The 25,551-nt window shown below is 72.9% G+C and carries 8 protein-coding genes; all 8 read right to left on the bottom strand.

Going from position 1 to position 25,551, the window contains the following annotated elements; genetic code table 11:
- Positions 1–55: 55 nt before the first annotated feature.
- The 8 genes from GGQ55_RS12835 to GGQ55_RS12800 all read right to left on the bottom strand — a co-directional run bounded on the left by GGQ55_RS12835 (position 56) and on the right by GGQ55_RS12800 (position 25,471).
- Positions 56–4,516, bottom strand: coding sequence for a PKD domain-containing protein (locus GGQ55_RS12835; protein ID WP_179717246.1), 4,461 nt, complete (start codon positions 4,514–4,516; stop codon positions 56–58).
- A 200-nt stretch (positions 4,517–4,716) separates the two neighbouring features.
- Entirely contained in the window at positions 4,717–10,278 is a 5,562-nt protein-coding gene (locus GGQ55_RS12830; protein WP_179717244.1) for a beta strand repeat-containing protein, read from the bottom strand.
- Between the two features lie 221 nt (positions 10,279–10,499).
- Positions 10,500–14,996, bottom strand: coding sequence for a PKD domain-containing protein (locus tag GGQ55_RS27775; protein ID WP_179717242.1), 4,497 nt, complete (start codon positions 14,994–14,996; stop codon positions 10,500–10,502).
- A 235-nt stretch (positions 14,997–15,231) separates the two neighbouring features.
- Positions 15,232–18,798 (bottom strand): PKD domain-containing protein, encoded by a 3,567-nt coding sequence (locus GGQ55_RS12820; protein WP_179717240.1) that lies wholly within the window; start codon positions 18,796–18,798, stop codon positions 15,232–15,234.
- A gap of 158 nt (positions 18,799–18,956) precedes the next feature.
- Positions 18,957–22,496 carry a PKD domain-containing protein gene (locus tag GGQ55_RS12815; protein WP_179717238.1) on the bottom strand — a complete coding sequence of 1,180 codons (3,540 nt, stop codon included), beginning with the start codon at positions 22,494–22,496 and terminating at the stop codon, positions 18,957–18,959.
- Positions 22,497–22,735: 239 nt separating this feature from the next.
- Positions 22,736–23,395 carry a hypothetical protein gene (locus tag GGQ55_RS12810; RefSeq protein WP_179717236.1) on the bottom strand — a complete coding sequence of 220 codons (660 nt, stop codon included), beginning with the start codon at positions 23,393–23,395 and terminating at the stop codon, positions 22,736–22,738.
- Between the two features lie 53 nt (positions 23,396–23,448).
- A complete protein-coding gene (locus GGQ55_RS12805; protein WP_179717234.1) occupies positions 23,449–24,210 on the bottom strand; it encodes a CDP-alcohol phosphatidyltransferase family protein in 762 nt (253 codons plus the stop codon).
- A gap of 61 nt (positions 24,211–24,271) precedes the next feature.
- Entirely contained in the window at positions 24,272–25,471 is a 1,200-nt protein-coding gene (locus GGQ55_RS12800) for a DUF1972 domain-containing protein (RefSeq protein WP_366489207.1), read from the bottom strand.
- Positions 25,472–25,551 lie beyond the last annotated feature (80 nt).

Here is a 25,551-nt window from a genome sequence, read left to right as displayed (position 1 = left end):
TGAACGACCCCGAGCCGGATCTCCCGGCCCGGGGTCGTCGTGGGAGGACCCGCGATCAGCGCGGCACGGTCACCGAGAAGTCGGTGAACCGGACCGCCAGGGGCGAGGTCGCGCTCCCGGACAGGTAGGCCAGCAGGCCCACGCCACCGGGCACCTGGAGCACGGCCTCGGTGTCGGTGCGGGTGACCGTCGGCGTCGCCGGCTCGGTCGCGCCCGTCCACACCGTGGCCGTCAGCTGCGTCGTCCCCGTGCCGGAGACGACCAGGTGCAGCGAGATCGGCGTCCCCGGCGTGTAGCTGAGGCCGGGCACGATCACCTCCGAGCCGACGAGCTGCTCGGTGGTGCCGCCGGTGAGCTTGGTGATCCCCACGCCCACGGTGCCGTTGGCGAGGAAGCGCACCCGGGCCCGGTACTGCAGCCAGGTGTCCACCCGCCGGCCGGTGACGTAGACCGAGGTGCCGCCGCCGGTCGGTGCGGCGGTCAGCGAGAACGTGGTGCGCACGTCCGCGCTGGTCTGCGCCACGTCGGCGAGGAACGAGCCGGTCTGGTTGCCCGCGGCGTCCAGGCGCAGCTCGGCCGCACCCGGGGTCACCGACTGGCGGTTGCTGCCGTAGGCGACGGTCCACGCCCCGCCCACGTCGGCGGTGCCCAGCCCGTTGCCGACCGTCCGGTTGAACGCGTCGGCCGCGAGCACGACCGGCTGGTCGGCGGTCGGGCTGACGGTGACCTGCGCGTCGAGGACCGCGGAGGTCCCGGAGTCGTCGGTCACGACCAGCCGCACCGGGTAGGTGCCGGCCGCGGTGTAGGTGTGCGTCGCCGCCGCACCCGCACCGGTGGTGCCGTCACCGAAGTCCCAGGCGTAGGAGACCACCGTGCCGTCGGCGTCGGCCGAGGGCGAGGCGTCCAGGGTCGTCGTCAGGGCGGACTCCCCGTGCCGGAAGGCGGCGGTCGGCGCCTGGTTCGCGGTGGCCCCGGCGCCCGGGACGATCGCCCGGAACCCGTGCACCGTCACGACCGTGGCTGCGGTCGTGCCGCCGGGCCGGCTGGCGGTGAGGCCCACGGCCCCGGCCACCTGCAGCGCGGCGTTCGCGTCGGTCCGCGTGATCGTCGGCGTCGTGGGCTCGGCCGTGCCGGCCGCCCACACCGACGACCTGACCTCGGTGGTGGCGGTGCCCGACGTCTGGACCCGCACGTTGAGCACGGTGCCCGGCGTCCAGGTCAGCCCGGGGACGACGGTCTCGCCGCCGGGGTAGCCGTCGGTCGTGCCGACCAGCCGCGACAGCGACAGGCCGACCGAGCCGTCGGGCGCCACGCGGACGCGGACCCGGTACTCCCCCACCCCGTCGACGCGGCGGCCGGTCACGAACACGTAGGTGCCGTTGCCGGTCGGGGTCGCCGAGAGCGAGAACGACGTGCGGACGTCGGTCGTGGTGGCCGCGACGCCGCCGAGGTAGGCGGTGTCGTTCTGGCTCGCCGCGTCCAGGCGCAGCTGCGCCGCACCCGGGGTCACCGACTGGCGGGGAGCGCCGGCCGAGGAGGTCCAGGCGCCGCCGGTGTCGGCGGAGCCGAGGCCCCCGGTCGTCGTCCGGCCGAAGGTGTCGGCCGCGAGCACCTGGGTGCCGAGGGCGGCGACGTCCTGGCGCAGGGTGCCGGTCGCGCCCTTGTCGTCGGTGACGACGAGGGTGACGGTGTAGGTGCCGTCGGCGGCGTAGGTGTGCGACGCCGTCGCGCCGGTGGCCGTGCCGCCGTCACCGAAGTCCCAGGCCCAGCGGGCCACGGAGCCGTCGGCGTCGGAGGACGACGAGCCGTCGACGCGCACCGTGCGGTCGGTGACCGCGCTGGTGAACGTGGCGACCGGCAGCCGGTTGGCCACGACGGAGACCGGGACGGTCATGGTGCCGGTCGCGCCCTTGTCGTCGGTGACCGTCAGCGTGGCGTTGTACGTGCCGGTCCCCGGGTAGGTGTGCGACGCGGTCCTGCCGGTGCCGGTGCTGCCGTCGCCGAACGCCCACGCGTAGCTCGCGATCGTGCCGTCGAGGTCGACCGACGCAGTGGCGTCGAAGGCGACCGTCGTGTCGGCCTTGGTGTTCGCGAAGCGGGCGGTGGGGGCCAGGTTCGCCGGCTTGCCGTTGATGCCCAGCGCGCGGTGCGCGGCGATCTGCTCGGCCGTCAGCGCCTTGCCGTACAGCGCGACCTCGTCGATGCGCCCGGTGAAGGTGTCCACGCCCCCCATGGCCTTGTCGCTGCCGACGCGCAGGTAGCCGGTGAACGCCTGCGCCGACGTGACGTCGGTGCGGGAGTCCACGAGAACCCCGTCGACGTAGAGCGCCATGCCGTTGGACCCGAGGGTCGCGGCGACGTGGTGCCACTTGCCGTCGTTGAACGAGGCCGAGCTGGACACCGTGCTCTGGACGTTCCAGAACAGGAGCCGGCTGCTCACGCCGAAGGTCACGCGGCCCCGGTTGTCCAGGTAGACCTGCCGGTCGTAGCTCGAGCTCGTGCCCGTCTTCGCGTTGCCGAACCCGAGGATCCGGCCACCCTTGGTCGACGTGGTCTGGAACCACGCCTCCTCGGTGAAGGTGGTCGGAGCCGCGGCCGCGGTCTGCGTCGACAGGGTCGCCGACGAGGTGCCGTTGAAGGAGAAGGCGGTGTTCGAGTCGCCGGTCAGGGCGCCGCTGACGCTCCTGCTGACGCCGGTGCCGACGGTCATCGGCGAGCCGCCGATGCTGTCGGCCGCCGTCGTGCCGGTCGACTCCCCGAGCCGCCACTGGTTGGTGGCGCCGTCGGCCCGGACGGCGTCGCCGTAGCTCTGCGCGCTGCCCGGCGCGGCCGCGCCGGTGACGGCGACCGAGACCTCGGCCGAGGAGACGCTGTTGCCGAACGGGTCGGTGGCGGTGACCAGGTAGCGGTGCGTGCCGCTGGTCAGGCCGCTGTCGGTGAACGACATGGCCGGCAGCTGCCACCACCGGGAGGCCTGCACGGCCGCGTAGACCGGGGCGGCCTCGCCGTCGCGGAAGACCTGGTAGGTCAGGTTCTCGTTGTCCGGGTCGCTGGTCGCGGTCCAGGTCAGCTTGGCCGTGCCGGCGGTCGTGCCGGCCGTGACGACCGGGGTGAGGGCGTCGGAGACGTCCGGACCCATCGTGTCCGGCGCGATGTCGGCGACGGCGAAGCGCACGAGGCCCTGCTGGCCAGTGCCGTTGACCCGCGGGAACTCGCCGCCGTAGACGACGTACTGGCCGTTGCCGGTGACGCTCCAGCCCGCCTGGCCCTGACCGGTGAAGGTGCCGGGGGTCAGCGTCGGGAACCAGTCCAGCTGCGAGCCGGCCGGCTGGCCCAGGAAGTTGTTGTTCTTCAGCAGGTGCGTCTTGAGGGTCTGGGTCGGCGCCAGCGTGTAGGCGGTGCCGAACTTGTGCACCCGCACCGGCTGCTCGGGGAAGCCGTTGATCGCGCCGCAGTCGTGCGTGTGGCTGGCCACGTAGATCACGCCGTCGGTCGCGTAGCTGGAGTACGTGTCACCGCGGCAGTCGTTGACCTCGACGATCGTGCCGCCGTCGGCCTTGGCCACGAAGGAGCCCTCGAGGTTGCCGGGGCCGTAGTAGTCGTAGGCCGTGCCGATCACCAGGTCGCCCGACGTGGTCAGGCTGTAGACCGCCGAGTTGATGCCCTGGTTGGTGATCTTCTGGTTGATCGCGAACGGCCGGGTGGCACCGGTGACCGGGTCCATCGCGGCGACGCCGGTGGCCTTGGTGCCGTTCATCGAGTCGAACCGGCCGGAGGCGACCACCTGCGAGCCGCCGCCGGTGACGACCAGCGCCATCACCTGGTCGCTGGTGGACTTGTTGCCGTCGCTGTTGCCGGCCGTGGAGCCGACGCCGGGGACGGGAGCCCACGGCAGCAGGGAGCCGTCGGCCGCGGTCACCGCGGCCAGGCGGGTCCGGCTGACCCCGCCGACGGCCGTGATGCTGCCGCCGAGGTAGACGGTGTCGGCGGTCGCGGCGACCGCGCGCACCTGGCTGTTGACGTTCGGCGCCCACGTGCTGACCAGCGCACCGGTCGCGGTGTCGAACGCGGCGACCCGCTTGCGCACCTGGCCGTCGATCTCGGTGAAGTCACCGGCGACGTACACGCGCGAGCCGTCGGGCGACGCGGTGACGGCCAGCACCTGACCGTTGAGGTTCGGCGCGAACGAGGTGATCAGCTCGCCGGAGCGGACGTCGTAGGCGAGCAGGTTCGCGCGCGGCGTCTCGTCGGTGCCCGCGGGCGCGCCGGCCGGGCGGGCCGAGGTGAACGAGCCACCGACGTAGACGGTGTTGCCGACGACGGCCTGGGCCCAGGCGACACCGTCGATCTGCACCGTCGGCAGCGCGTCGGCCGCGACGGTGGACGGCGTGCCGGCCACCGGGCGGGTGTCGGCCGCGGCGGTCCCGGGCAGCAGGGCCACCGCCCCGGCCGCGGTCAGCAGCGCGACGAAGCCGGAGAGTGCGCGCGTGCGGACGCGCGGCGGTACTGCGGTCATGCCGGATTTCCCCCGTGTCAGTTCCCCCAGCGCCGCGCCGGCGGCTGCCGGACGACGCGTACTGAGAGTGACGATGACACGAGAAATGGTGCCCGCGGGTCACACGAACGGCTGACGACCTGCGGAAATACCCTCATCGAGGGACACTGAAGTCACCGTGCGTGACCGGCCGGGCGCGGAGCGCCCGGCCGGTCAGCGGCTCACGCGACGGCGGTGACGGTGAGGGTGCCGAACCGCACGGCCGTGTTGGCCGTCGTCCCGCTCGGCCGGTGCACCGCCAAGCCGATCCCGCCGTTGGCCTGCAGCCCCGCCGTGGTGTCCGTGCGGGTCAGCTGCCAGGTCGTCGGCTCGTTGCCCGACGTCCAGACGCTGGCCCGGACGGTCGTGGTGCCGGTGCCGAACACCTGGACGTGGACGTTGAGCACCATCCCCGCCGTGTACGTCACGCCGGGCACGATCACCTCGCCGTTCGGGAACGCCTCGGTCGTGCCGGTCAGCCGCGAGAGGGCCAGGCCGATCGTGCCGTCGGCGAGCAGCCGGATCCGCACCCGGTACTCGCCCACGTTGTTCACCCGGCGGCCGGAGACGTACACGTAGGTGCCGTTCCCGGTCGGCGCGTTGGTCGACGACACCGTGGTGCGGATGTCGGCACTGGTCTGCGCCACCCCGCCCAGGTACGACCCGGTGTTCTGGCCGGCCGCGTCCAGGGTCATGATCGCCATGTTCTGCGTCACCGACTGGCGGGTGGCGCCGGCCGAGGCCGTCCACGCGCCGCCGACGTCCGCAGTCCCCAGCCCGCCGCTGACGGTCCGGTTGAAGGTGTCGTTCACGATCACCGGCGCCGTCTGGGTCACCGTCACCGCGTGCGAGACGGTGTTGATGGCCCCGCCGTTGTCGGTCACGGTCAGCGTGATCGTGTACGTGCCGCCCGCCGCGTAGGTGTGCGTCGCCGTGGCACCCGTGCCCAACGCGGTGTTGTCACCCCAGCCCCACGAGTACGAGGCGATCGAGCCGCCGGGGTCGCTCGAGCCGCTGCCGTCGACCGAGGCAGTCAGCCCGTTCGCGGCCACCGTGAACGCCGCGGTCGGCGGCGGGTTGGTGTTCGGCGCGACGGTCACCGTGCGGGTCGTGGTGCCGGTGAGCCCGCCGTTGTCCGTCACGGTCAGCGTGATCGTGTACGTGCCGCCCGCTGCGTAGGTGTGGCCCGCCGTCACGCCGGTGCCCGGGGTGGTGCCGTCACCCCAGCCCCACGAGTAGGAGGCGACCGAGCCGCCGGGGTCGTTCGAAGCGCTGCCGTTGACCGAGACCGCCAGCCCGCTCGGCGTCGCCGTGAACGACGCCGTCGGCGGGGTGTTGGCAGGCGTGCCGCCGCCGACCGGGGTCACCCGGAAGCTGGTGAACCGGACGTCGGTGACGGCGGTGGTACCGGTCGGCCGGTGCACGCCGAGGCCCACGCCACCGGGCGCCTGCAGCGCCACGGTGGTGTCGGTGCGGGTCAGCTGCGCTCCGACCGGCTCCGCGCCGGTCGTCCAGACCGCCGCGGTGATCGTCGTCGTGCCCCCGCTCTCCGTGGTCTGCACCCGGGCGCTCATCGTCTGGCCGGCCGTGTAGGTCAGGCCCGGGACGATGACCTCGCCGTTCGGGAAGGCCTCGGTCGTGCCGGTGAGGCGCGACAGGGCCAGGCCGACGGTGCCGTTGGCGAGCAGCCGCACGCGGACCCGGTACTCGCCGACGCCGTTGACGCGGCGGCCGGTCAGGTACACGTACGTGCCGTTGCCGGTCGGCGCCGCGGACAGCGAGAACGTCGTCCGCAGCTCCGAGTCGGTCTGCGACACGTTCAGGTACCCGGTGGTGTTCACGTTGGCCGTCGGCAGGCCCAGCGTGGCGGTGCCGTTGTTCACCGACATCCGGCTGCTGCCCGCCGCGGCCACCCACGCGCCGCCGACGTCGGCGGTGCCGAGCCCGCTGCTCACCGTCCGCCCGAAGGCGTCCTGGGCGATGACCGCCGGGGCGTTGGCCACCGTGACGTCGTGCGTCGTGGTCGCGGTGCCACCGCGGTTGTCCGTGACCGTGAGGGTCACGGTGTAGGTGCCGGCCGCGGCGTAGGTGTGCGACGCCGTGGCGCCCGAGCCGGGCGCGGTGCTGTCGCCCCAGTTCCAGGCGTACGAGGCGATCTGGCCGTCCGGGTCGCTCGACCCGGTGCCGTCCACCCCGACCGTCAGGCCGTTCTGGGTGGCGGTGAACGCCGCCGTCGGGTTCTGGTTCGGCGCGACGGGACCCGCGACCGCGGTGACCCGGAAGCTGGTGAAGCGGACGTCGGTGGCGTTGGTGGTGCCCGTCGGCCGGAACACGCCGATGCCTGCGCCGCCGGCCACCTGCAGGGACGCGTTGGCGTCCGTGCGGGTCAGCTGCGGGGTCGCGGGCTCCGCGCCGGTCGTCCAGACCGCCGCGGTCACCGTCGTCGTGCCGTTGGCCAGGGTGGTCTGCACCCGGGCGTTCAGCGTCTGCCCGACGGTGTAGGTCAGGCCGTTGACGATGGTCTCCCCGCTCGGGAAGCCCTCCGCCGTCCCGACCACGCGGGACAGGCCCAGCGCGATCCGGCCGTCGGCCATGAAGCGCACCCGCACCCGGTACTCACCGACGCCGTTCACCCGGCGGCCGGTCAGGTACACGTACGTGCCGTTCCCGGTCGGAGCTGCGGACAGCGAGAACGCCGTCCGCAGCTCCGAGTCGGTCTGCGACAGGCCGAGGTAGCCGGTGGTGTTCACGTTGGCCGTCGGCAGGCCCAGCGTCGCGGTGCCGTTGTTCACCGACATCCGGCTGCTGCCCGCCGCGGCCGTCCACGCGCCACCGACGTCGGCGGTGCCGAGGCCGCTGGCCACGATCCGCCCGAAGGCGTCGCGGGCGAGGATCGTGCCCGCGACCACCGAGCGGGTGGCGCTCCGGGTGCCGCCGGCGTCGTCGGTGACGGTCAGCGTGATGGTGTAGGTGCCGGTCGTCGCGTAGGTGTGCGAGGACGTGACACCGGAACCGGCCGGGCTGCCGTCACCCCAGTCCCAGGCGTACGAGGCGATCTGGCCGTCGGAGTCGGCCGACGCGGAGGCGTCCACCGAGACGGCCAGGCCGTTCGGCGTGGTCGTGAACGACGCGGTGGGCAGCGCGTTCAGACCGGCGATGGCCAGCGGCCGCGACACGGTCGCCGTCCGGCCGCCGTTGTCCGTGACCGTCAGCGTGACGGTGTAGGTGCCCGCCGCCGCGTAGGCGTGGCTCGCCGTGACACCGGAGCCGGTGCCGCCGTCGCCGAAGTCCCACGCGTAGGACGCGATGGTGCCGTCCGGGTCGCTGGACGTCGAGGCGTCCACCGCGACGTTGAGCGGTGTGCGGGTGGAGGTGAACGCCGGGCTGGGCGAGGCGTTCACCGACTGCCCGGTGGCGGTCGAGTAGTGCTGCGCGACCTTGGCCGAGGTCAGCACCGACGGGTAGATCGCCAGCTCGTCCAGGCCGCCGGTCAGCGAGGGGCTCGCCGGCGCGTTGGGGAAGCCGGCCATGTCGCCGGTGCCGAAGGTCCACCAGGCCGCGCTGAGGTACGGGTTGCCTGCGGTCATGGACGCGTCGCCGGCCACCTGGGCGCCGTCGACGTAGAGCATGGCGCCGGCCGAGCCGATGGTGCCGACGACGTAGTGCCAGTTGCCGTCGGTGAGCACCGACGGGCTGCGCAGCGTCGGGTAGGTCAGCGCGGTCTGGCCGTTGACGAAGCCGATGCCCGTGACGCCGAGGGTCAGCCGCCCGGCGTTGTCGACGTACAGGATCCGGTTGTACAGCAGCTGGCCGGGCAGGGAGTCGCGGTCGATCTCCTGGGCGATGATCCCGCCGGTGGTGGTGCGGACCCAGCCCTCGAACGAGAACGCGTTGCCCGGCGTCTCGATGTGGTCGTTGATCTGCAGCTGGGCGTTGGCGCTGCCGTCGAGGCCGACCGCGCGGTCGGTCCCGAAGGCACCGGGGACACCCTGCGTCACCCCGCCGCTCTCGTTCAGGTTCCGGGTGTTCACGGCGTCCTGCGCGACCGAACCGTTGGTCTCACCCAGCCGCCAGTACTCGGCCGGCGAGTCGGCCAGGATCGCGGTGGCGTAGGCGTCGGTGCTGCCGGCCACGGTGACCTGCGGGCTGCTGAGGCTGCTGACCGTGTTCCCGAACGGGTCGTTGACGGTGACGCGGTAGGTGACGGTGGCGCCGGCCGGCTGCGTGTCGGTGTAGCGCTGCGTGGGGACGTTCCACCACTGCGACTTCACAGTCTGGGTGAGCAGCGGGGTGGTCTCGCTGTTGCGGTACAGGTTGTAGGTCAGGTCCTCGTTGTCCATGTCCCAGCTCGAGGGCCACGAGACGTTGACGGTGCCCGGCGTGATCGACAGCGCGTTCGGACGCTGCTGGGCCGAGGTCAGCTCCGGACCACGGAGGTTGGGGGCGACGTTCTTGGTCCCGAACCGGACCAGGCCCTGCTGCAGGGAGTTGTTCACCGACACGAACTCGCCGCCGAAGGCGACGTAGTCGCCGCCACCGGTGACCGACCACGTGCCCTGGTCCTGGCCGGTGTAGGTGCCCGGCGGGATGGTCGGGAACCAGTCGAGGACCGACGGGTGCGGCCGGCCCGCCCAGCTGCCGTACCGCGGCACCTGGGTGGTGGCCTTGAGGGTGCCGGTGACCGCCGTCGTCATGGCGATCGCGCGCTTCCAGTCACGCGGGTGCGGGTCGGGGAACGAGCCCGAGGTCTCGCAGTCGTGGGTGTGGCTGGCGTTGTAGACGATCGTGCCGTTCGACCAGACGTCGTACGGGTCGCCGTGGCAGTCGTTCATCCAGACCAGCGAGAGGTCGGTCGGGTTGAACGCGACGACGCCCTCGATGTTGCCGACCTGGAACCCGTAGGTCATCGCGTAGGCGCGGACGCCGTCGGACTTCAGGTTGTAGACACCGCCGCTGTCGCCGGCGTTGGTGATGCCGTACTGCCAGGTCTTGGTGTCGCCACCGGCGAGGTTGACCGACGCCAGGGCCACCGCCGGCACGCTGTTCACCTGGTCGAACTGGCCGGCGATGACGACGCGCTGGCCGGTCGGGTCGAGGATGATGCCGCGCACGTTGTGATTGGCGGTGGGCGCCCAGTCGGTGAGCGAACCGTCGCTGGCGAGGTAGGCCGCGAGACGGGTGCGGGTCTGGCCGCCCGCGGTGTTGAACGTCCCGCCGGCGTAGACGGTGTCGTTGGTGGCCGCCAGCGCGTAGGTGATGCCGTTCGACGTCGGTGCGAAGCCCGGGACCAGGTTGCCGGTCGAGACGTCGAAGGCGGCGACGTGCCCGCGGGGCTGGCCGTCCACGGTGGTGAAGTCACCGCCGACGTAGATGCGCGACTTGTCGGGCGAGGCGACGATGATCCGCCCCTGGCCGTTGAGCGTGTGGTTCCACGACGTCATCACGCCGGTCGTCAGGTCGAACGCGACGAGGTTGGCCCGAGGGGTCTCGTTGACGCCGGGGAGCGCGCCGGCGGGCCGGGCGCTGGTGAAGCTGCCCGTGGCGTAGACCGTGTTGCCGACGGTGACCATCGACCACACCACGCCGTTGACCTGGACCGTGGGCAGCGCGTCGGCGCTGACCGTCTCCGGGTTGGTGGTGGGATTCGGCGGGGTGGGCGCCGTGTCCGCCCGCGCACCCGGGGCCAGCAGGGCGAGCACGCCCGCGACCAGAAGGAAGATCAGCGCTGCGGACAGCGTCCTCATCGACGCCGTCGACGATCGAGACATACCAGGTTTCCCCCGCTTCGAACTGGGTACTGCGCGGCGTTGCTTCACGCCAGCGGCGAATACTAAGGGTGACGATCGCCGGTGCGATAGGGGGAAGCGATCCCCCTGATCGGGTGGCGACCAGGGGGAACGCCGTCCTAGCGAGACCAAACGCTCACCGAGTGTGACGAATGCTGTCCGCGGTGCGACCAATCCGATCAACCCGCGACCGTGGCGGTGAACGAGCTGAAGCGGACGGCGGTGGTCGCCGTCGTCCCGCTCGGCCGGTGCACGGCCAGGCCCACGCCGCCTGCCGTCTGGAGGGCAGCCGTGGTGTCGGTCCGGGAGATCGTCGGCGTCACCGGCTCGGTCGTGCCCGCCACCCAGACGCTCGCCTGCAGCTGCGTCGTCCCGGTTCCCGCGGCCCGCATCCGGACGACCAGGGCCGTGCCCGGCGTCCAGGTGACGCCCGGGACGAGCAGCTCCCCGCCCGGGAACGACTCGGTCGTGCCGGTGAGCCGTGACAGCGCCAGGTAGACCTGACCGGTCGGCGTGACCCGGACCCGCGCGCGGTACTCGCCCGCGCCGGCCACCCGCCGGCCGGTCACGTAGACGTACGTCCCGTTCCCGGTCGGCGCGGACGCGAGCGTGAAGGCGGTCTGCACGTCGACGGCGGTCTGCGAGACACCACCGAGGTACGAGCCGGTGTTCTGGTTGGCGGCGTCCAGACGCATCTCGCCCACACCCGGTGTCACCGACTGGCGCGGGCCGCCGGCGGAGGCGGTCCACGTCCCACCGAGCCCGGCCGCGCCCCATCCGCCGGTCACCGTGCGGTCGAACACGTCACGGACGACGTCCGGTGCCCCGCTGGGCGCGCTGACCGTGACCGTGTCCGTCGTCGTCCCCGTGGCCCCGTCGTCGTCGGTGACGGTGAGGCGCACGGTGTAGGTGCCCGCCGCGGCGTAGCTGTGCGACGCGGTCGCGCCGGTCGCGGAGGAGCCGTCACCGAACGACCAGGCGTAGCCCGCGAGGACGCCGTCCGGGTCGTCCGACGAGGAACCGTCCACGGACGCGGTCAGGTCCGACGTCGTCGTCGTGAACGCCGCGGTCGGCGCCTGGTTCGGCGGCGGGGCGGTCACCGTCACCGAGCGCTGCGCGGTCGCCGTGGCACCGGCGTCGTCGGTGACGGTCAGCCGCACGGTGTAGGTGCCCGCCGCGGCGTAGGTGTGCGACGCGGTCGCACCCGTACCGGTGGCGCCGTCGCCGAACGACCACGCCCAGCTGCGCACGCTGCCGTCGGGGTCGGTGGAGCTGCGGCCGTCGAGCGAGGCGGTCAGGCCCGTCGCCGTGGCCGTGAACGCCGCCGTGGGTGCGCGGTTCGCCGGCGGGGCCGTGGCGAGCGCGTAGTGGTCGGCCACCTCCCCGACCGGGATCACGGTCGCGTAGACCGACACGTCGTCGATGTCGCCGGTGAAGTACTTCGCACCGCTCCAGGTGGAGTCCCCGCCGATGCGCCAGTAGCCGCTGAAGGACTGGCCCACGGTGGTGTCGGTGCGCGAGCCCACGATCTGGCCGTCCATGAACAGCGCCATCCCCGACGGGCCGAGCGAGGCGACGACCTGGTGCCAGCGGCCGTCGTTGTAGCTGCGGGGGCTCACGACCGTCGGCAGGCCGCCGTAGGGCGGCGCCACGCCGAAGGTCACCCGGCCCTGAGCGTCGAGGTAGACGTGCCGGTCGTAGTTGGTGCTGTCGCCGCTGCGCGAACCGCTGAGGCCGAAGATCTTGCCGCCCGTGGACGACGACGTCCGGAACCAGGCCTCCACGGTGAAGGTGTTCGGTCCCGAGAGGAGCCGCTGGCTGGCGGCGATGCTGCTCGACGTCCCGGTGAAGGAGGCCGCGGCGTCGGTGTCCCCGGCGATCGCCCCCGCGCTCCCGCGGCGCACGCCACCGCTGACGGTGAGGTCGTCGTCGCCGGCGAGGTCGATGGCGTTGCCGGTGGCCTCGTCGAGCCGCCAGTAGGCCCAGGCGCCGTCGGCCAGGACGGCACGGGAGTAGGCGCTCCCGGCCGGGCCGGAGGACGCCACGCTGATCGCGTCGGTCGTCGTCCCGGTCGCGCCGTCGTCGTCGGTGACGGTCAGCCGGACGCGGTAGCTGCCCGGCTGCGCATAGGTGTGCGCCGGCGTCGCGCCGGTGCCGGTCGTGCCGTCGCCGAAGTCCCACGCGTAGCGCGCGATGGTCCCGTCGCGGTCGACGGAGGCTCGGCCGTCCAAGGTCGCGGTGCGACCGTCGGTGGTGACGCCGATCGAGGCCTGCGGGGCGGCGTTCGGCGCGATGCCGGTGCGACCCACGGTGTAGTGGCGGGAGACCGCATCCGCCGACAGCGCCCTCGAGTAGACCGCGATCTCGTCGAGCTGCCCGGTGAACCAGTCGCTCGACCCGGCCCAGCGCGAGTCGCCACCGAAGCGCCAGACGCCGTTGAGCTGCTGACCGGACACCGCGTCGCTGCGCGAGCCGACGAGCTGGCCGTCCAGGTACAGCGCCGTGCCGCTCCGGCTCATCGTCGCGACCGCGTGGTGCCATGTGCCGTCGTTGTACGTGCGGGCCGACGTGACCACGTACGGGGTCCCCGGCCAGACGGCGAAGGACACGTGGCCGGCGTCGTCGAGGTAGACCATCCGGTCGTGGTTGCCGCCGGTGCTGCCCACCTCGACGTCACCGAAGTCGGCCAGCACGCCGCCCGTGGTGGACCGGGTGGAGAACCACATCTCCACGCTCATCACGTCGGGACCGAGGTCGCGGGTGGACATCGCCCCCGCGCCGTCCGCCGTGCCGTTGAACGCCGCCGCGCCGCTGCTGGTGCCGGCCAGCGCGCCGGACGGCACCGCCGTGACGCCGCTGCCCAGGACCAGGTCGTCGACGTCGACGAGATCGGTGGCGCGCCCGCCCGGGCTGACGCCGTCCATCCGCCAGTAGTGCGCGGGCGAGTCGTCGAGGACCGTCGAGGTGTAGGCCGCCTGCGCCGGGGTGGTGCCCGCCGCCGTGACCGTCACCGGCGAACCGGTCGTGGAGTTGCCCCACGGGTCCACCGCGGTGACCCGGTAGGTGTACTGAGCGCCCGGGGTCAGCCCGGAATCGACGAAGCCGAGGGCGGGACGGTTCCACCACGTGGACGAGGCCGTCGTCTCGTAGACGAGCGAGTTCGGGCGGTCCGAGCGGGTCACCCGGTAGACCAGGTCCGCGTTGTCCGGGTCGGCGGCCGCCCGCCAGGCCACGCGCGCCGTGCCGGCCGCGGTCGACTGCACGCTCGGCGTCAGCCCGTTGCTCGAGGGCCCGACCTTGTTCGGCGCGATCGACGAGACCGCGAAGCGCACGAGGCCCTGCTGCCCGACCCCGTTGATCTGCGGGAACTCACCGCCGTAGACGACGTACGAGCCGTTGCCCGAGACGCTCCACGCGGCCTGGTTCTGGCCGGTGTAGGTGCCCGCCGTCACGCTGGGGAACCACGGCAGCTGCGTCGGCGTGGCCTGGCCGCGCCAGGGACCCCCGTAGACGCGGTAACCCGCGCCGGTCCCGGTGGGCGCCAGGGTGAGCGCCGTGGCGAACCGGTTCACGCGGGGCGACTGCTCGGGGTAGGCACCGATCTCGACGCAGTTGTGCGGGTGGCCGGCCTGGTAGAGCACGCCCCCGGTCGGGAAGCTCGAGTAGGTGTCGCCGTAGCAGCTGCTCACCCAGATCGGGGCGCCGTCGCTCCCCCGCACCGCGAAGGAGCCCTCGATGTCGCCGGGGCCCCAGTAGTCGTAGGCCGTGCCGTACACGTTGGTGCCGTCCGTGGAGACGCTGTAGATCGCCGAGTTGATGCCCTGGTTGGTGATCATCGTGTTGATCGCGTACGGACGGGTGGCGCCGGTGACGGGGTCCAGCGCGGTGATGCCGGTGGCGCGGACGCCGTTCATCAGGTCCCAGCGACCGGCGGCCACGACCTGCGTCCCGCCGCCCAGCACGACCAGGCCCATCGCCGAGTTGCTGTTGCCCGGGTTGCCGTCACGGTTCACCACCGGGCCGTAGCCCGGCTGCGGCGCCCACGAGAGCAGACCGCCGTCGGAGGAGCGGACCGCCGCCAGCCGGTTGCGGCCGACCGAGCCGACCGCGGTGAGGTCGCCTCCGAGGTAGACGGTGGACGCGGTCGCGGCCAGCGCCCGGACGCGGCCGTTGGCGGCCGGCGCCCAGGAGCTCACCAGCTGGCCGGTGGCCGTGCTGTACGCCGCGACCCGGTTGCGGACCTGACCGTTCGCGACGGTGAAGTCGCCACCGACGTAGATGCGCGACCCGTCGGGAGAGGCGGCCACCACGAGCGCCTGGGCGTTGAGGTCCGGCGCGAAGGAGGTGACGAGGTTGCCCGTGGTGATGTCGTAGGCGAGCAGGTTGTTGCGCACCGTCTCGTTCTGGCCGGGCGCGGAGCCGGCCGGACGCGCGCGGGTGAACGACCCGGCGGCGTAGACGGTGTTGCCGACGACGACCTGCGACCACACGACGCCGTTGATCTGCACGGTGGGCAGCCCATCGGCCGTGACGGTGGCCGGCGACGCGGCCGAGACGGTGGCGGGCGCGGAGTCCGCCCGCGCACCCGGGGCACTCACCCCCACCATGCCGAAGGCGAGCAGGAGACCCGACGCCCCCGCCAGGATGCGCTTCGGCGCAGCCGACAGTCCACTCATTCCCGTGCTCCCCGTTGTGGTGCAACCCCCGCAGGCCGGAAGAACGCTCCCGGCGAATACGGAACGTAAGGATCAGACGGGGCGTTGGGGAGTCGCCCTCACCCTTGCTGGGGGGTTGACCTGCACAGATGGGCGACATGGGTGATCACCCAACGTGATGCATGCGCGCAGGCGAAAACGACGTCGGGGCCGACCGCGTGCGCGGTCGGCCCCGACGGGGTTGGAGCTGCTGCGATCAGGCGACGGCGGTGGCCCGGAAGGCGGTGACCCGGACGGTCGTCGCAGCCGTGGTGCCGCTCGGCCGGTGCGCCAGGATCCCGACGTTGCCCGACGCCTGCAGCCCGGCGGTCGCGTCCGTGTACGTCACCTGGGGCGACGCCGGCTCGGCGCCGGTCGACGTCCAGACCTTGGTGGCCAGGGTGAGCGTGCCGGTGCCGGTGCCGGTCTGCACGATCCGGACGGTGAGCGTCTGCCCGGCGGCGTAGGTGATCCCGGGCAGGGTGGTCTCCCCGTACGGGAAGGCCTCCGTCACCGTCGTCCCGCTGGTGGTCAGCCGCGACAGCGCGACCGCGACCTGGCCGGTCGGCGTCACCCGGACCCGCACCCGCAGCTCGTTGTTCGTGCTCACCCGTCGGGTGGTCACGTACACGTAGGTGCCGGCACCGGTCGGTGTGACGTCGAGGGAGTACGACGTCGTCAGGTCGACGTCACCGATCCCGCTCCCGACGTAGGAGCCGGTGTTGTTGTTCGCCGCGGGCAGCGTCAGGTTCGCCCCGCCCGGCGTCACGTTCTGCCGGGTGCCGCCCTGGCTGACGGTCCACGGGCCGCCGGTGGACGCGGTGCCGAGCCCGTTCGACGCGTTTCTGTTGAAGTCGTCGTCGACGAAGACCTGCGGTCCCGGGGTGTCGGACACGGTGACGTCGTGCGCCACGTCGTCGGTGAGCCCGCCGCCGTCGGTGACCGTGAGCGTCACCGTGTAGGTGCCCGCAGCCGCGTAGGTGTGGTTGGTCGTCGGCGTGGTGGTGTGCTCGACCGCCGAGGTGTCGCCGTAGTCCCACGCGTAGTCGGTGACGCCCTGGTCGTCGCTCGACGAGCTGCCGTTGAACGACACCGCCAGGCCGTTGGGCGTTGCGGTGAAGCCCGCCGTCGGCGGCTGGTTCTGCGCCGGGGCGGTGACGGTGACCTGGTGGCTGACCGTCCCGGTCGCGTTGTCGTTGTCGGTGACGGTCAGCGTGATCGTCTTCTGCCCGTCCGACGTGTAGGTGTGGCTCGACGTCGTGCCGGTCGTCGTCGTCCCGTCGCCCCAGTTCCAGGACGTCGACGTGATGGTGCCGTCGGAGTCCGTGGAGGTGGATGTGACGTCCACCGTCCGGTCGGTGACCTGCGTGGTGAACGCCGCGGTCGGCGGGTTGTTCACCGTCCCGCCGCCGGTGCCCAGCGCGTAGTGATTGCTCACCTGCGTGCCCGAGAGCGCCGTCGGGTAGACCGCGACCTCGTCGAGCCTGCCGTTGAACCAGCCCGACCCGCTCCAGGTGGCGTCGCCGCCGACGCGCCAGTAGCCGTAGTAGTTCGGGCCGCCGATGACCTGGTTGTCACTGGCCCGGAGCTGACCGTCGACGTAGAGCCGCATGCCGTCGGAGCTCATGGTGGCCACGACGTGGTGGTACTGGCCGTTGTTGAAGCCGGTACCGCTCTGGATGGTCCGGCGGTTGTTCAGCCAGTTGACGCCGAAGATCACCCGGCCCGAGCCGTCCATGTAGACGTGCCGGTCGTAGGTCGAGCTCGTCCCGGTGGCCGAGTTGCCGAAGCCGATGATCTTGCCGCCGGACGTCGAGCTCGTGCGGAACCAGGCCTCGACGCTGAACACGTTCGGCGCCTGGACCTGGCTGGCGGTGGCCCCGAAGCCGGACGACGTGCCGTTGAAGGCGGTCGCCGGGTTCGAGTCGCCCTGGATGGCGCCACCCTGGCCGCGGGTCACGCCGGTGCCCAGGTTCAGGTCGTTGCCACCGAGCTCGGAGTACGCGCGCGAGCCCGAGGCCTCGTCGAGCGACCACAGGTCGGTCGCCCCGTCGGCCTGGACGGCGTTGACGTACGGCCGGCTGCCGGCGCTGCCCGCCGGCACCGTGGCGCTCACCCACGCGGTGCGCACCGTGTTGTTGAACGGGTCGCTGGCGGTCACGCGGTACTGGTGGGTGCCCGAGGCGTTGAGGTCGGTGCACCCGGCCGGGTTCAGGTCGAACCAGCGGGAGGCGCGCGTGGTGGTGCACACCAGCCCGGCCGTGTTCTCGGTGTCGCGGTAGACCCGGTAGGTCAGGTACTGGTTGTCGTAGTCCCAGGTCTCCCGCCAGCTGATCCGGGCGGTGCCGGCCGCCGGCGAGACGACGGTCGCAGCGAAGCCGCTGGAGATCGGGCCGACCCGGTTGGGCGCGGTGTCGGGCATCGCGAAGCGGACCAGGCCCTGCTGCGCGGTGCCGTTCACCCGCGGGAACTCCCCGCCGTAGGACAGGTACGTCCCGTTGCCCGTGACGCTCCACGAGCCCTGCGACTGGCCGGTGTAGGTCCCGGCGGAGATCTCCGGGTTCCAGGCGACCTGGTAGCCGGCCGGCTTGCCGACCCAGTTCACGTTGGTGCCCCAGCGGACGACGGTCGTGGGGGTCGTCGTGTACGCGGTGCCGCGCTTCTCGACGCGCGGGTTCTGCTCGATCGAGCCGCCGATGTACTCGCAGTTGTGCGTGTGGCTGGCCACGTAGAGCAGCCCGTTCATCGGGAACGTCTGGTAGGTGTCGCCGTTGCAGTTGTTGATCTCGATCAGGGCGCCGCCGTTGGCGTTCGCGACGAACGTCCCCTCGACGTTGCCCGGCCCGTAGTAGTCGTAGCCGCTGCCGTAGACGGTGTTGCCGTCGGGTGAGACGGCGAGGCTGTAGATGGCCGAGTTGACGCCCTGGTTGGTGATCAGCTGGTTCACCGCGAACGGGCGGTTGGCGCCGCTGACCGGGTCCAGCGCGGCGATGCCGGTGTTCTTCACGCCGTTCATCGAGTCGAACCGGCCGGAGACGACGACCTGGTTGCCGCCGCCGGTGACCACCAGCGCCATCGGGACGTTGCTGGTGTTGGTGTTGCCGTCGCGGTTGCCGGAGGTCGGGCCGACGCCTGGCTGCGGGGCCCACGGCAGCAGCGAGCCGTTGGCGGTGGTGACGGCGGCCAGGCGGTTGCGGCTGACCCCGCCGACGGCCGAGAGGCTGCCACCGATGTAGACCGTGTCTGCCGAGACGGCGAGCGCGCGCACCTGCCCGTTGACGCTCGGCGCCCAGCCGGGGACGAGCGCTCCGGTAGCGGTGTCGTAGGCGGCGACCCGGTTGCGGGTCTGGCCGTTGGCCTGGCTGAAGTCACCGCCGACGTAGATGCGTGAACCGTCGGGCGAGGCCTTCACCACGAGCGCCTGGGCGTTGAGGCTCGGCGCGAAGGACGTGATGAGCGCGCCGGTGCGGATGTCGTAGGCGAGCAGGTTGTTGCGCACCGTCTCGTTGGAACCGGCCGGGGAGCCGGCCGGACGGGCCCGGGTGAAGGACCCCGCCACGTAGACGGTGTTGCCGACGACGACCTGCGACCAGACGACGCCGTTGATCTGCACGGTCGGCAGCGCGTCGGCGGTCACCGAGACCGGGTCGGCCGGCGACGGGTTCGGCGGCTGCGAGTCCGCCGAAGCGGTGCCGGGCGCGATCAGCGCCAGCACGCTCGCGACGAGCAGGAGGCCCGCCCATCCCGCAACGATCCGCTTGGACGTGGCGCGCTTCGAACTCATCAACTGTCCCGATCCCCGTGTGTCCCTGGTGCGTCCCTGCCGGTGGCGGCCGGTATCCGACCGGCGCCGCATACTAGGTGTGACAAAGGCCCGGTCGACAGGGGGTTCGTCGTCACACGATGTAGTGGCCGGCCGTCCCACGCCCCTCCCATGGCCGGTCAGCCGGCCGTCGAGGCGGTGTAGGCCGTGATCCGCACGGTGGTCGCCGCCGTCGCCGAACCGGGCAGCGACGCGGCGAGCCCGAGCCCCCCGGCCGCCTGCAGGGACGCCGTCGCGTCGGTCCGGGTCAGGGTGGGCGTCGCCGGCTCCGTCGTCCCGTGGGTCCAGACGGTCGCGCGCAGCGTCGTGGTGCCGGTGCCGGTGGTCTGCAGCCGCACGTCGAGGGTCGTCCCCGGCGTGTAGGTCAGGCCGGGCACGATCAGCTCCCCGCCCGGGAAGGCCTCCGCGGCGCCGTCGGCCAGGCGGGAGAACGCCAGGGCCACCGTGCCGTCGGCCAGCAGCCGGACGCGGACGCGGTACTCCTGGTTGCTGCCGAGCCGCCGGCCGGTGACGTACACGTACGTGCCCGACCCGGTCGGCGTGGACGACGCCGAGAACGAGACCAGCACGTTCGAGCCGGTCGACGAGACGCCCTGCAGGAAGGCGTTGTCCAGGTTGCCCGCCGCGTCCAGGCGCAGCACGCCGGCGCCCAGGGTGACCGAGGTGCGGGTGCCGCCGTTGACGGTGGTCCACGCGCCGCCGGTGTCGGCCGTGCCGAACCCGGCGGCGACGGTGCGGGCGAAGGTGTCGGCGGCGAGCAGCTGCGGTCCGGGGACCGCCGTCACGTCGTGCGAGACGGAACCGGTGGCGCCGTCGTCGTCGGTGACGGTCAGCGTGACGGTGTAGGTGCCGCCGGCGGCGTAGGTGTGCGCGGCCGTCGCGCCGGTCGCGGTGCCGCCGTCGCCGAACGCCCAGGCGTAGGAGGCGATCGAGCCGTCGGCATCGGTGGAGCCGCCGCCGTCGACCGTGACCGCGAGGGCGTTCGGCGTGGCGGTGAACGCCGCGGTCGGTGGCTGGTTCGGCGGCGGCGGGGTCACGGTGACCGCGCGGGTCTGCGTGCCGGTGGCGCCCTTGTCGTCGGTGACCGTGAGCGTCACCTGGTACGTGCCGCCGGCGGCGTAGGTGTGCGCGGCCGTCGCGCCGGTCGCGGTGCCGCCGTCGCCGAACGCCCAGGCGTAGGAGGCGATCGAGCCGTCGGCATCGGTGGAGCCGCTGCCGTCGAGGCCGAGCGCGAGGTCCTGCGCGGTCGAGGTGAACGAGGCGGTCGGCGGCACGTTCGTCGCCGTCCCGGTGCTGCCGAGGGTCCAGTGGTTGGTCACCTGGCCCGCGGAGAGCACCGTCGGGTACACCGCGACCTCGTCGATCGTGCCGTTGAACGCGTTGGCGCCGGACCAGGACGCGTCCGCGCCGATCCGGAAGTAGGCCGTGTAGTTGGGCCCGGAGGTGGTGTCGGCGCGCGAGCCCACCAGCCGGCCGTCGACGTAGAGCGCCATCCCGGCCGGGCCCATCGAGGCGACGACGTGGTGGTACCTGCCGTCGTTGAGCCCGGCCGCGCTCTGCAGCGTCCGGCGGGTGTTGAGCCAGTTGACGCCGAACAGCACGCGCCCGGCGGCGTCCATGTAGACGTGCCGGTCGGTGGTCGTGGAGGTCCCGGTGCTCGCGTCGCCGTAGCCGACGATGCGCCCTCCGGTGGTCGACGTCGTCCTGAACCACGCCTCGAGCGTGAAGACGTTCGGCGCCGCGATCGCGGTGGGCGAGGCGGCGAACGCGGTCGAGGACCCGGCGAACGACGAGGCCGTGTCCGGGTCGCCGGCGATCGCGCCGGTCGCGCCGCGCGTCACGCCGGCGCCGGCGGTGAGGTCGGTGCCGCCGAGGTCGCTGTAGACCGTCGTCCCCGTGACCTCGTCCAGGGCGTAGTGGTCGGTGGCGCCGTCGGCCCGCACCGCGGCCGCGTAGGTCCGCGCCGGCGTCGTCCCGGTGGGGATGGTCACCGTCGCCGACCACGGCGAGGCCGTGGAGTTGCCGAACGGATCGGTCGCCGTGACCTTGTACCGGTGCGACCCGGTCTGCCCGGTGTCGGACCAGCCCATCATCGGGGTGCTCCACCAGGTCGACGGCGCGGTCGTCGTGTAGACCGGCGCGGTGCTGGTGCTGTCGCGGAACACCCGGTAGGTCAGGTACTCGTTGTCGTTGTCGTAGGTCGACTTCCAGGCGACCCGGGCCACCCCGGGGGACGGCGTCGCGACCGTGGTGGTGAACCCGGTGAACACCGGCCCGATCTTGTCCGGTGCGATCGTCGGGACGGCGAAGCGGACCAGGCCCTGCTGGCCGGTGCCGTTGACCCGCGGGAACTCCCCGCCGTAGACGACGTAGTCGCCGTTGCCCGTCACGCTCCAGGTCGCCTGGTTCTGGCCGGTGTAGGCGCCGATGGAGAAGTCGGGGAAGAAGTCCAGCTGCGTGCCTGCGGGCTTGCCGACCCAGTTCACGTTGGTGCCCCAGCGGACGACGTTCGACGGGGTCGCGGTGTAGGCGGTGCCGTGCTTGTTGACCCGGGGGTTCTGCTCGGGGAAGCCGCCGATGTAGGTGCACTGGTGGGTGTGGCTGGCGACGTAGAGCACGCCGCGGGTCGCGTAGCTGGAGTAGGTGTCGCCGCGGCAGTCGTTGATCTCGATCAGCGCGCCGCCGTCGGCCACCGCCGCGAACGACCCCTCGACGTTGCCCGGGCCCTGGTAGTCGTACCCGGTGCCGTAGACCGTCGTCCCGTCGGTGGTGAGGCTGTAGATCGCCGAGTTGACGCCCTGGTTGGTGATCAGCTGGTTGACCGCGAAGGGGCGGGTCGCCCCGGTGGTCGCGTCCAGCGCGCCGATGCCGGTGGACTTGACGCCGTTGAGGGAGTCGAACCGGCCCGAGGCCACCACCTGCGTGCCGCCGGAGGTGACGACGAGGCCCAGCACCTGGTCGCTGGTCGCGGTGTTGCCGTCGCGGTTGCCCGCCGTCGAGCCGACGCCGGGCACCGGCGCCCAGGGCAGCAGTCCGCCGTCCGAGGCGCGGACGGCGGCGAGCCTGCTGCGGCTGACCCCGCCGACCGCGGTGATGCTGCCGCCCAGGTAGACGGTGTCCGCGGTGGCCGCGATCGCACGGACCTGGCTGTTGACCGTCGGGTGCCAGGCCGCGACCAGCGCGCCCGTGGTCGCGTCGAACGCGGCGACCCGCTGCCGGGGCTGACCGTTGGCCTGGGTGAAGTCACCGCCGACGTAGATCCGGCTGCCGTCCGGCGAGGCGGCGATGGTCAGCGCCTGCGCGTTGAGCGTCGGCGCCCAGGAGGTGAGGAGGGTGCCGGTGGTGATGTCGTAGGCGAGCAGGTTGCCGCGCGGCGTCTCGCCCGTGCCGGCGGCCGCGCCGGCGGGCCGGGCGCTGGTGAACGAGCCGGCGACGTAGACCGTCGTGCCGACGACGACCTGCTGCCAGGCCACCCCGTTGATCTGCACGGTGGGCAGCGCGTCGGCGGCGACGGTGGCCGGCGTGCTCGACGTCGCCGGCGGGGCGGAGTCGGCGCGGGCCGACCGCGGTGCGAGGAGGCCGAGGAACCCGGCGACCAGCAGCAGCGCCGCCAGCACGGCGGTGCCCCGCCGCGACGCGGCGGTGCCTGGTGCGCTCATGGATCGTCCCCCAGCGGCAGAGCGCCGGGCCCCCGCCCGACTGGGCGGCGATACTAAGCGTGACGATCAGCCGGTGAACAGGGGGCTGCGCGCGGTAAAACCGCAGGATAAGGGCACTGTCGCGTCCCGGATCCCCGCCCTCGACTACTCTCCGCCACAGCCGGGTCCGCGAGGGCCGACGGCGCGCGGGTCGCCGGCCCGAGTCTGTGCGGCGGCTGTGCGCCGCGTCCCCCCAGCTGTCAGCGGACCGGGCCGCTGAACAGCAGCAGGGGCGCGCCGGCCTCGTAGCCGACCTCGACGGTGACCTTGTCGCGCTGGTCCGCCGGCACCGAGAAGACGTAGACCCCGTCGGCCGACTGACCCGGCGCGATCATGTCGATGCCGAACGGCCGCGCCGACGGGTCGTCCAGCGGGGACGCCGGGGTGGCGTCGGCGCCGAAGTACATGTTGATCGCCGCACCGGCGAGCGTGATCGGCGCCGAGGTGCCGTTCTCGACGTGCACGGTCACCCGGATGGCCGGGCCGGCGACGTTGCCTGGCCCGTTCGCCGTCCCCTGGATGCCCTCGATGGAGGTGAGGCTCGCGACGACGCCGTTGCCGACGGCGGCCGGCGAGTCCAGGGGCACCTCGGCCGCCGGCGTCGGCAGCGCGTCGACGTCCGACGTGGGCCCGGTCGGCGACGGGGTGGGCGGGTTCGGGATGACGCTGGTGTCCCGGGCCGTGCTCGTCGGGGCCGAGGCGGAGGCGTTCGACGTCCCGTTGTCGCGGTTGAGGACGAGCACCAGGGCGACGATCGCCGCGACCAGCACCACGGCTGCGATCGCCAGCAGCAGGCCGCGGCGGCGAGTGCGGGCGCCGTCGGGCACGGGGCCCTTCGTCGGGTTCTGGGTCGTGGTCACGGCATCCTTCTTCCCGGCACCGCCCCGGCGGGCGGCACCGTCGTCTCGGGATGTCATCTCGGCAGTCGACCGATCTCGCGGAACCACTTGAGGCAGGCGAGCAGCAGATAACCGGCCGTGGCGGCGAACAGGGCGGTGTAGACGGAGAAGAACACCACGGGCGCGCCGAGGAGCACGAACACCCAGCAGAGCAGGCCGTAGTCGGTCGGGACGACGAGCAGCGAGCGCAGGATGCTAGGCCGCTCGGCCGTGCGGGAGGCACGGGTGACCGCGCCGTGCCGCTCGCGCAGCGCCTCGTTGAGCATCGTGCCGAAGAACAGGACCGCGGCGACGACGGCGAAGCCCATCGGGACCAGCAGCCAGGGGCCGCGGCCGACCGCCTCGGACCGGTAGAAGTTCAGCAGGACGGCGAGGTGCAGGCTCGAGGTCTTGGCGGCGTCCACCATGTGGTCGAGCCACTCCCCCGCCGGCGAGCCGCCGCCGCGCAGGCGGGCCAGCTGGCCGTCGGCGGCGTCGAAGGCGTAGCCGACCACCAGGCAGGCGGTGACCGCGAGCGCCATCGGCCACGACGGGCGCAGCACCGCGATCAGGACGATCGCGGTGGCCGTGAAGCAGGCGCTGATGCCGGTGACCACGTTGGGGGTGAGCCGGGCGTGGAAGGCCACGGCCGCGAGCAGCCGGCCGAGCTTGCGGTTGACGAACCGCGAGTAGGCCGGGGCCCCCTTGGCGCCCTTCTGCGCGCCGGAGAGCCGGCGCAGGGTTTCGCCCAGGGTCTCGGTCCCGGCGGCACCGGGACGGAGGCTGGTGGCGGTCATCGGTTTCCCCCGTGTCGGACTGCCCGCCTGCGGCGGGGCTGCGGAGCGGTCGGACGGACAGTCATCGGCGACCCGTCAAGGTCGCAGAGCTTGCCACGGCCGCGGCCGGATCGGATGCCCCCGCGGCACGACGTCCGCTGGGGCGGCGGCGCGGGACGTCGCGGGCTGCGAGCCGCCGCGCGAGCTGCTCGTAGCCGGCGGCGACGTCGTCCCAGTCGTAGCGGGCGGCCAGCTCGCGGGCGCGGGCGCCGGCGGAGGCGACGGCGGCCGGGTCGTTCTCGGCCTCCTCGACGCGCGCGGCGACGTCGTCGGCGTCGGCGAAGAACCGGCCGGAGTCGGCGACGACCTCGCGGTTGAAGTCGACGTCGAAGGCGATCACCGGCGTGCCGGCACCGAGGGCGCGAAGCAGCGAGGGGTTGGTGCCACCGACCGAGTGCCCGTGCACGTAGGTGTAGGCCGAGGCGTACAGCTGGTCGAGCTGCACCTGGTCCCAGACCCCGCCGAGGAAGCGGACGCGGTCGTCGGCCAGCGCGTGCACGCGGGCGGTGTACTCGTCGGAGTACGGCGCCGAGCCGACGACGACCAGCGGCTTGCGGGCGGCGCTGCGCCGGTAGCCGTCGACGATCACGTCCACGTGGTTCTCGGGCTCGAAGCGGGCCACGACGAGGTGGTAGCCACCCGGCTCGAGGTCCAGCTCGGCCAGCCGGTCCGAGCCCGGCGCGATGAGCGGAGCGCCGTAGGTCAGCAGCGTGGTGGGCGCCGCGAACTCGCGCGTGTAGTAGTCGGCGATGCCGACGGCGTCGGCGATGAGAGCGTCGGACCAGCGCACGGAGAGGGCCTCGGCGGCGCGGTAGTAGCGCTGCCCGGTGGGGCCCCACTTGGCCCGCTTCCACTCCAGGCCGTCGACGTGCGTGGCCACCGGGATGCGCGCGGCGCGGATGACCGGCAGCAGCGGCGAGTTGGCGGCGTTGAAGACGAACGCGACGTCGGTGCGGTGCCGGACCAGGTGGCCCACGGACAGCGCGGTGTGCGACAGGGTCTCCAGCGACCGCTTGCGGGCGGCCGGCAGGTGGACCAGCTCCATGCCGAGGTGCCGCTCGGGCCGCGGGGCGTCGTCGTCGGCGCCGGTGCGGCAGTAGACGACCACCCGGTGCCCGGCGTCGGCGAGCCGGCGCCCGATCTCCTCGACGGCGGTCTCGAAGCCGCCGTAGCGAGCGGGGACACCCCGGGTCCCGACCATGGCGATGCTCAGGGGTGTCACGCGCGGTGTCCGTTCCGTCGAGGGTGCAGATGGATCCGGGCGCCCCGTCGAGGACGGAACGCCCGGATCACCGTAAGTGC

Source organism: Petropleomorpha daqingensis, assembly GCF_013408985.1.
GTDB lineage: Bacteria > Actinomycetota > Actinomycetes > Mycobacteriales > Geodermatophilaceae > Petropleomorpha > Petropleomorpha daqingensis.
The sequence above is the reverse complement of the archived record's forward strand: the minus strand, read 5'-3'. Positions and strand labels throughout refer to the sequence as shown.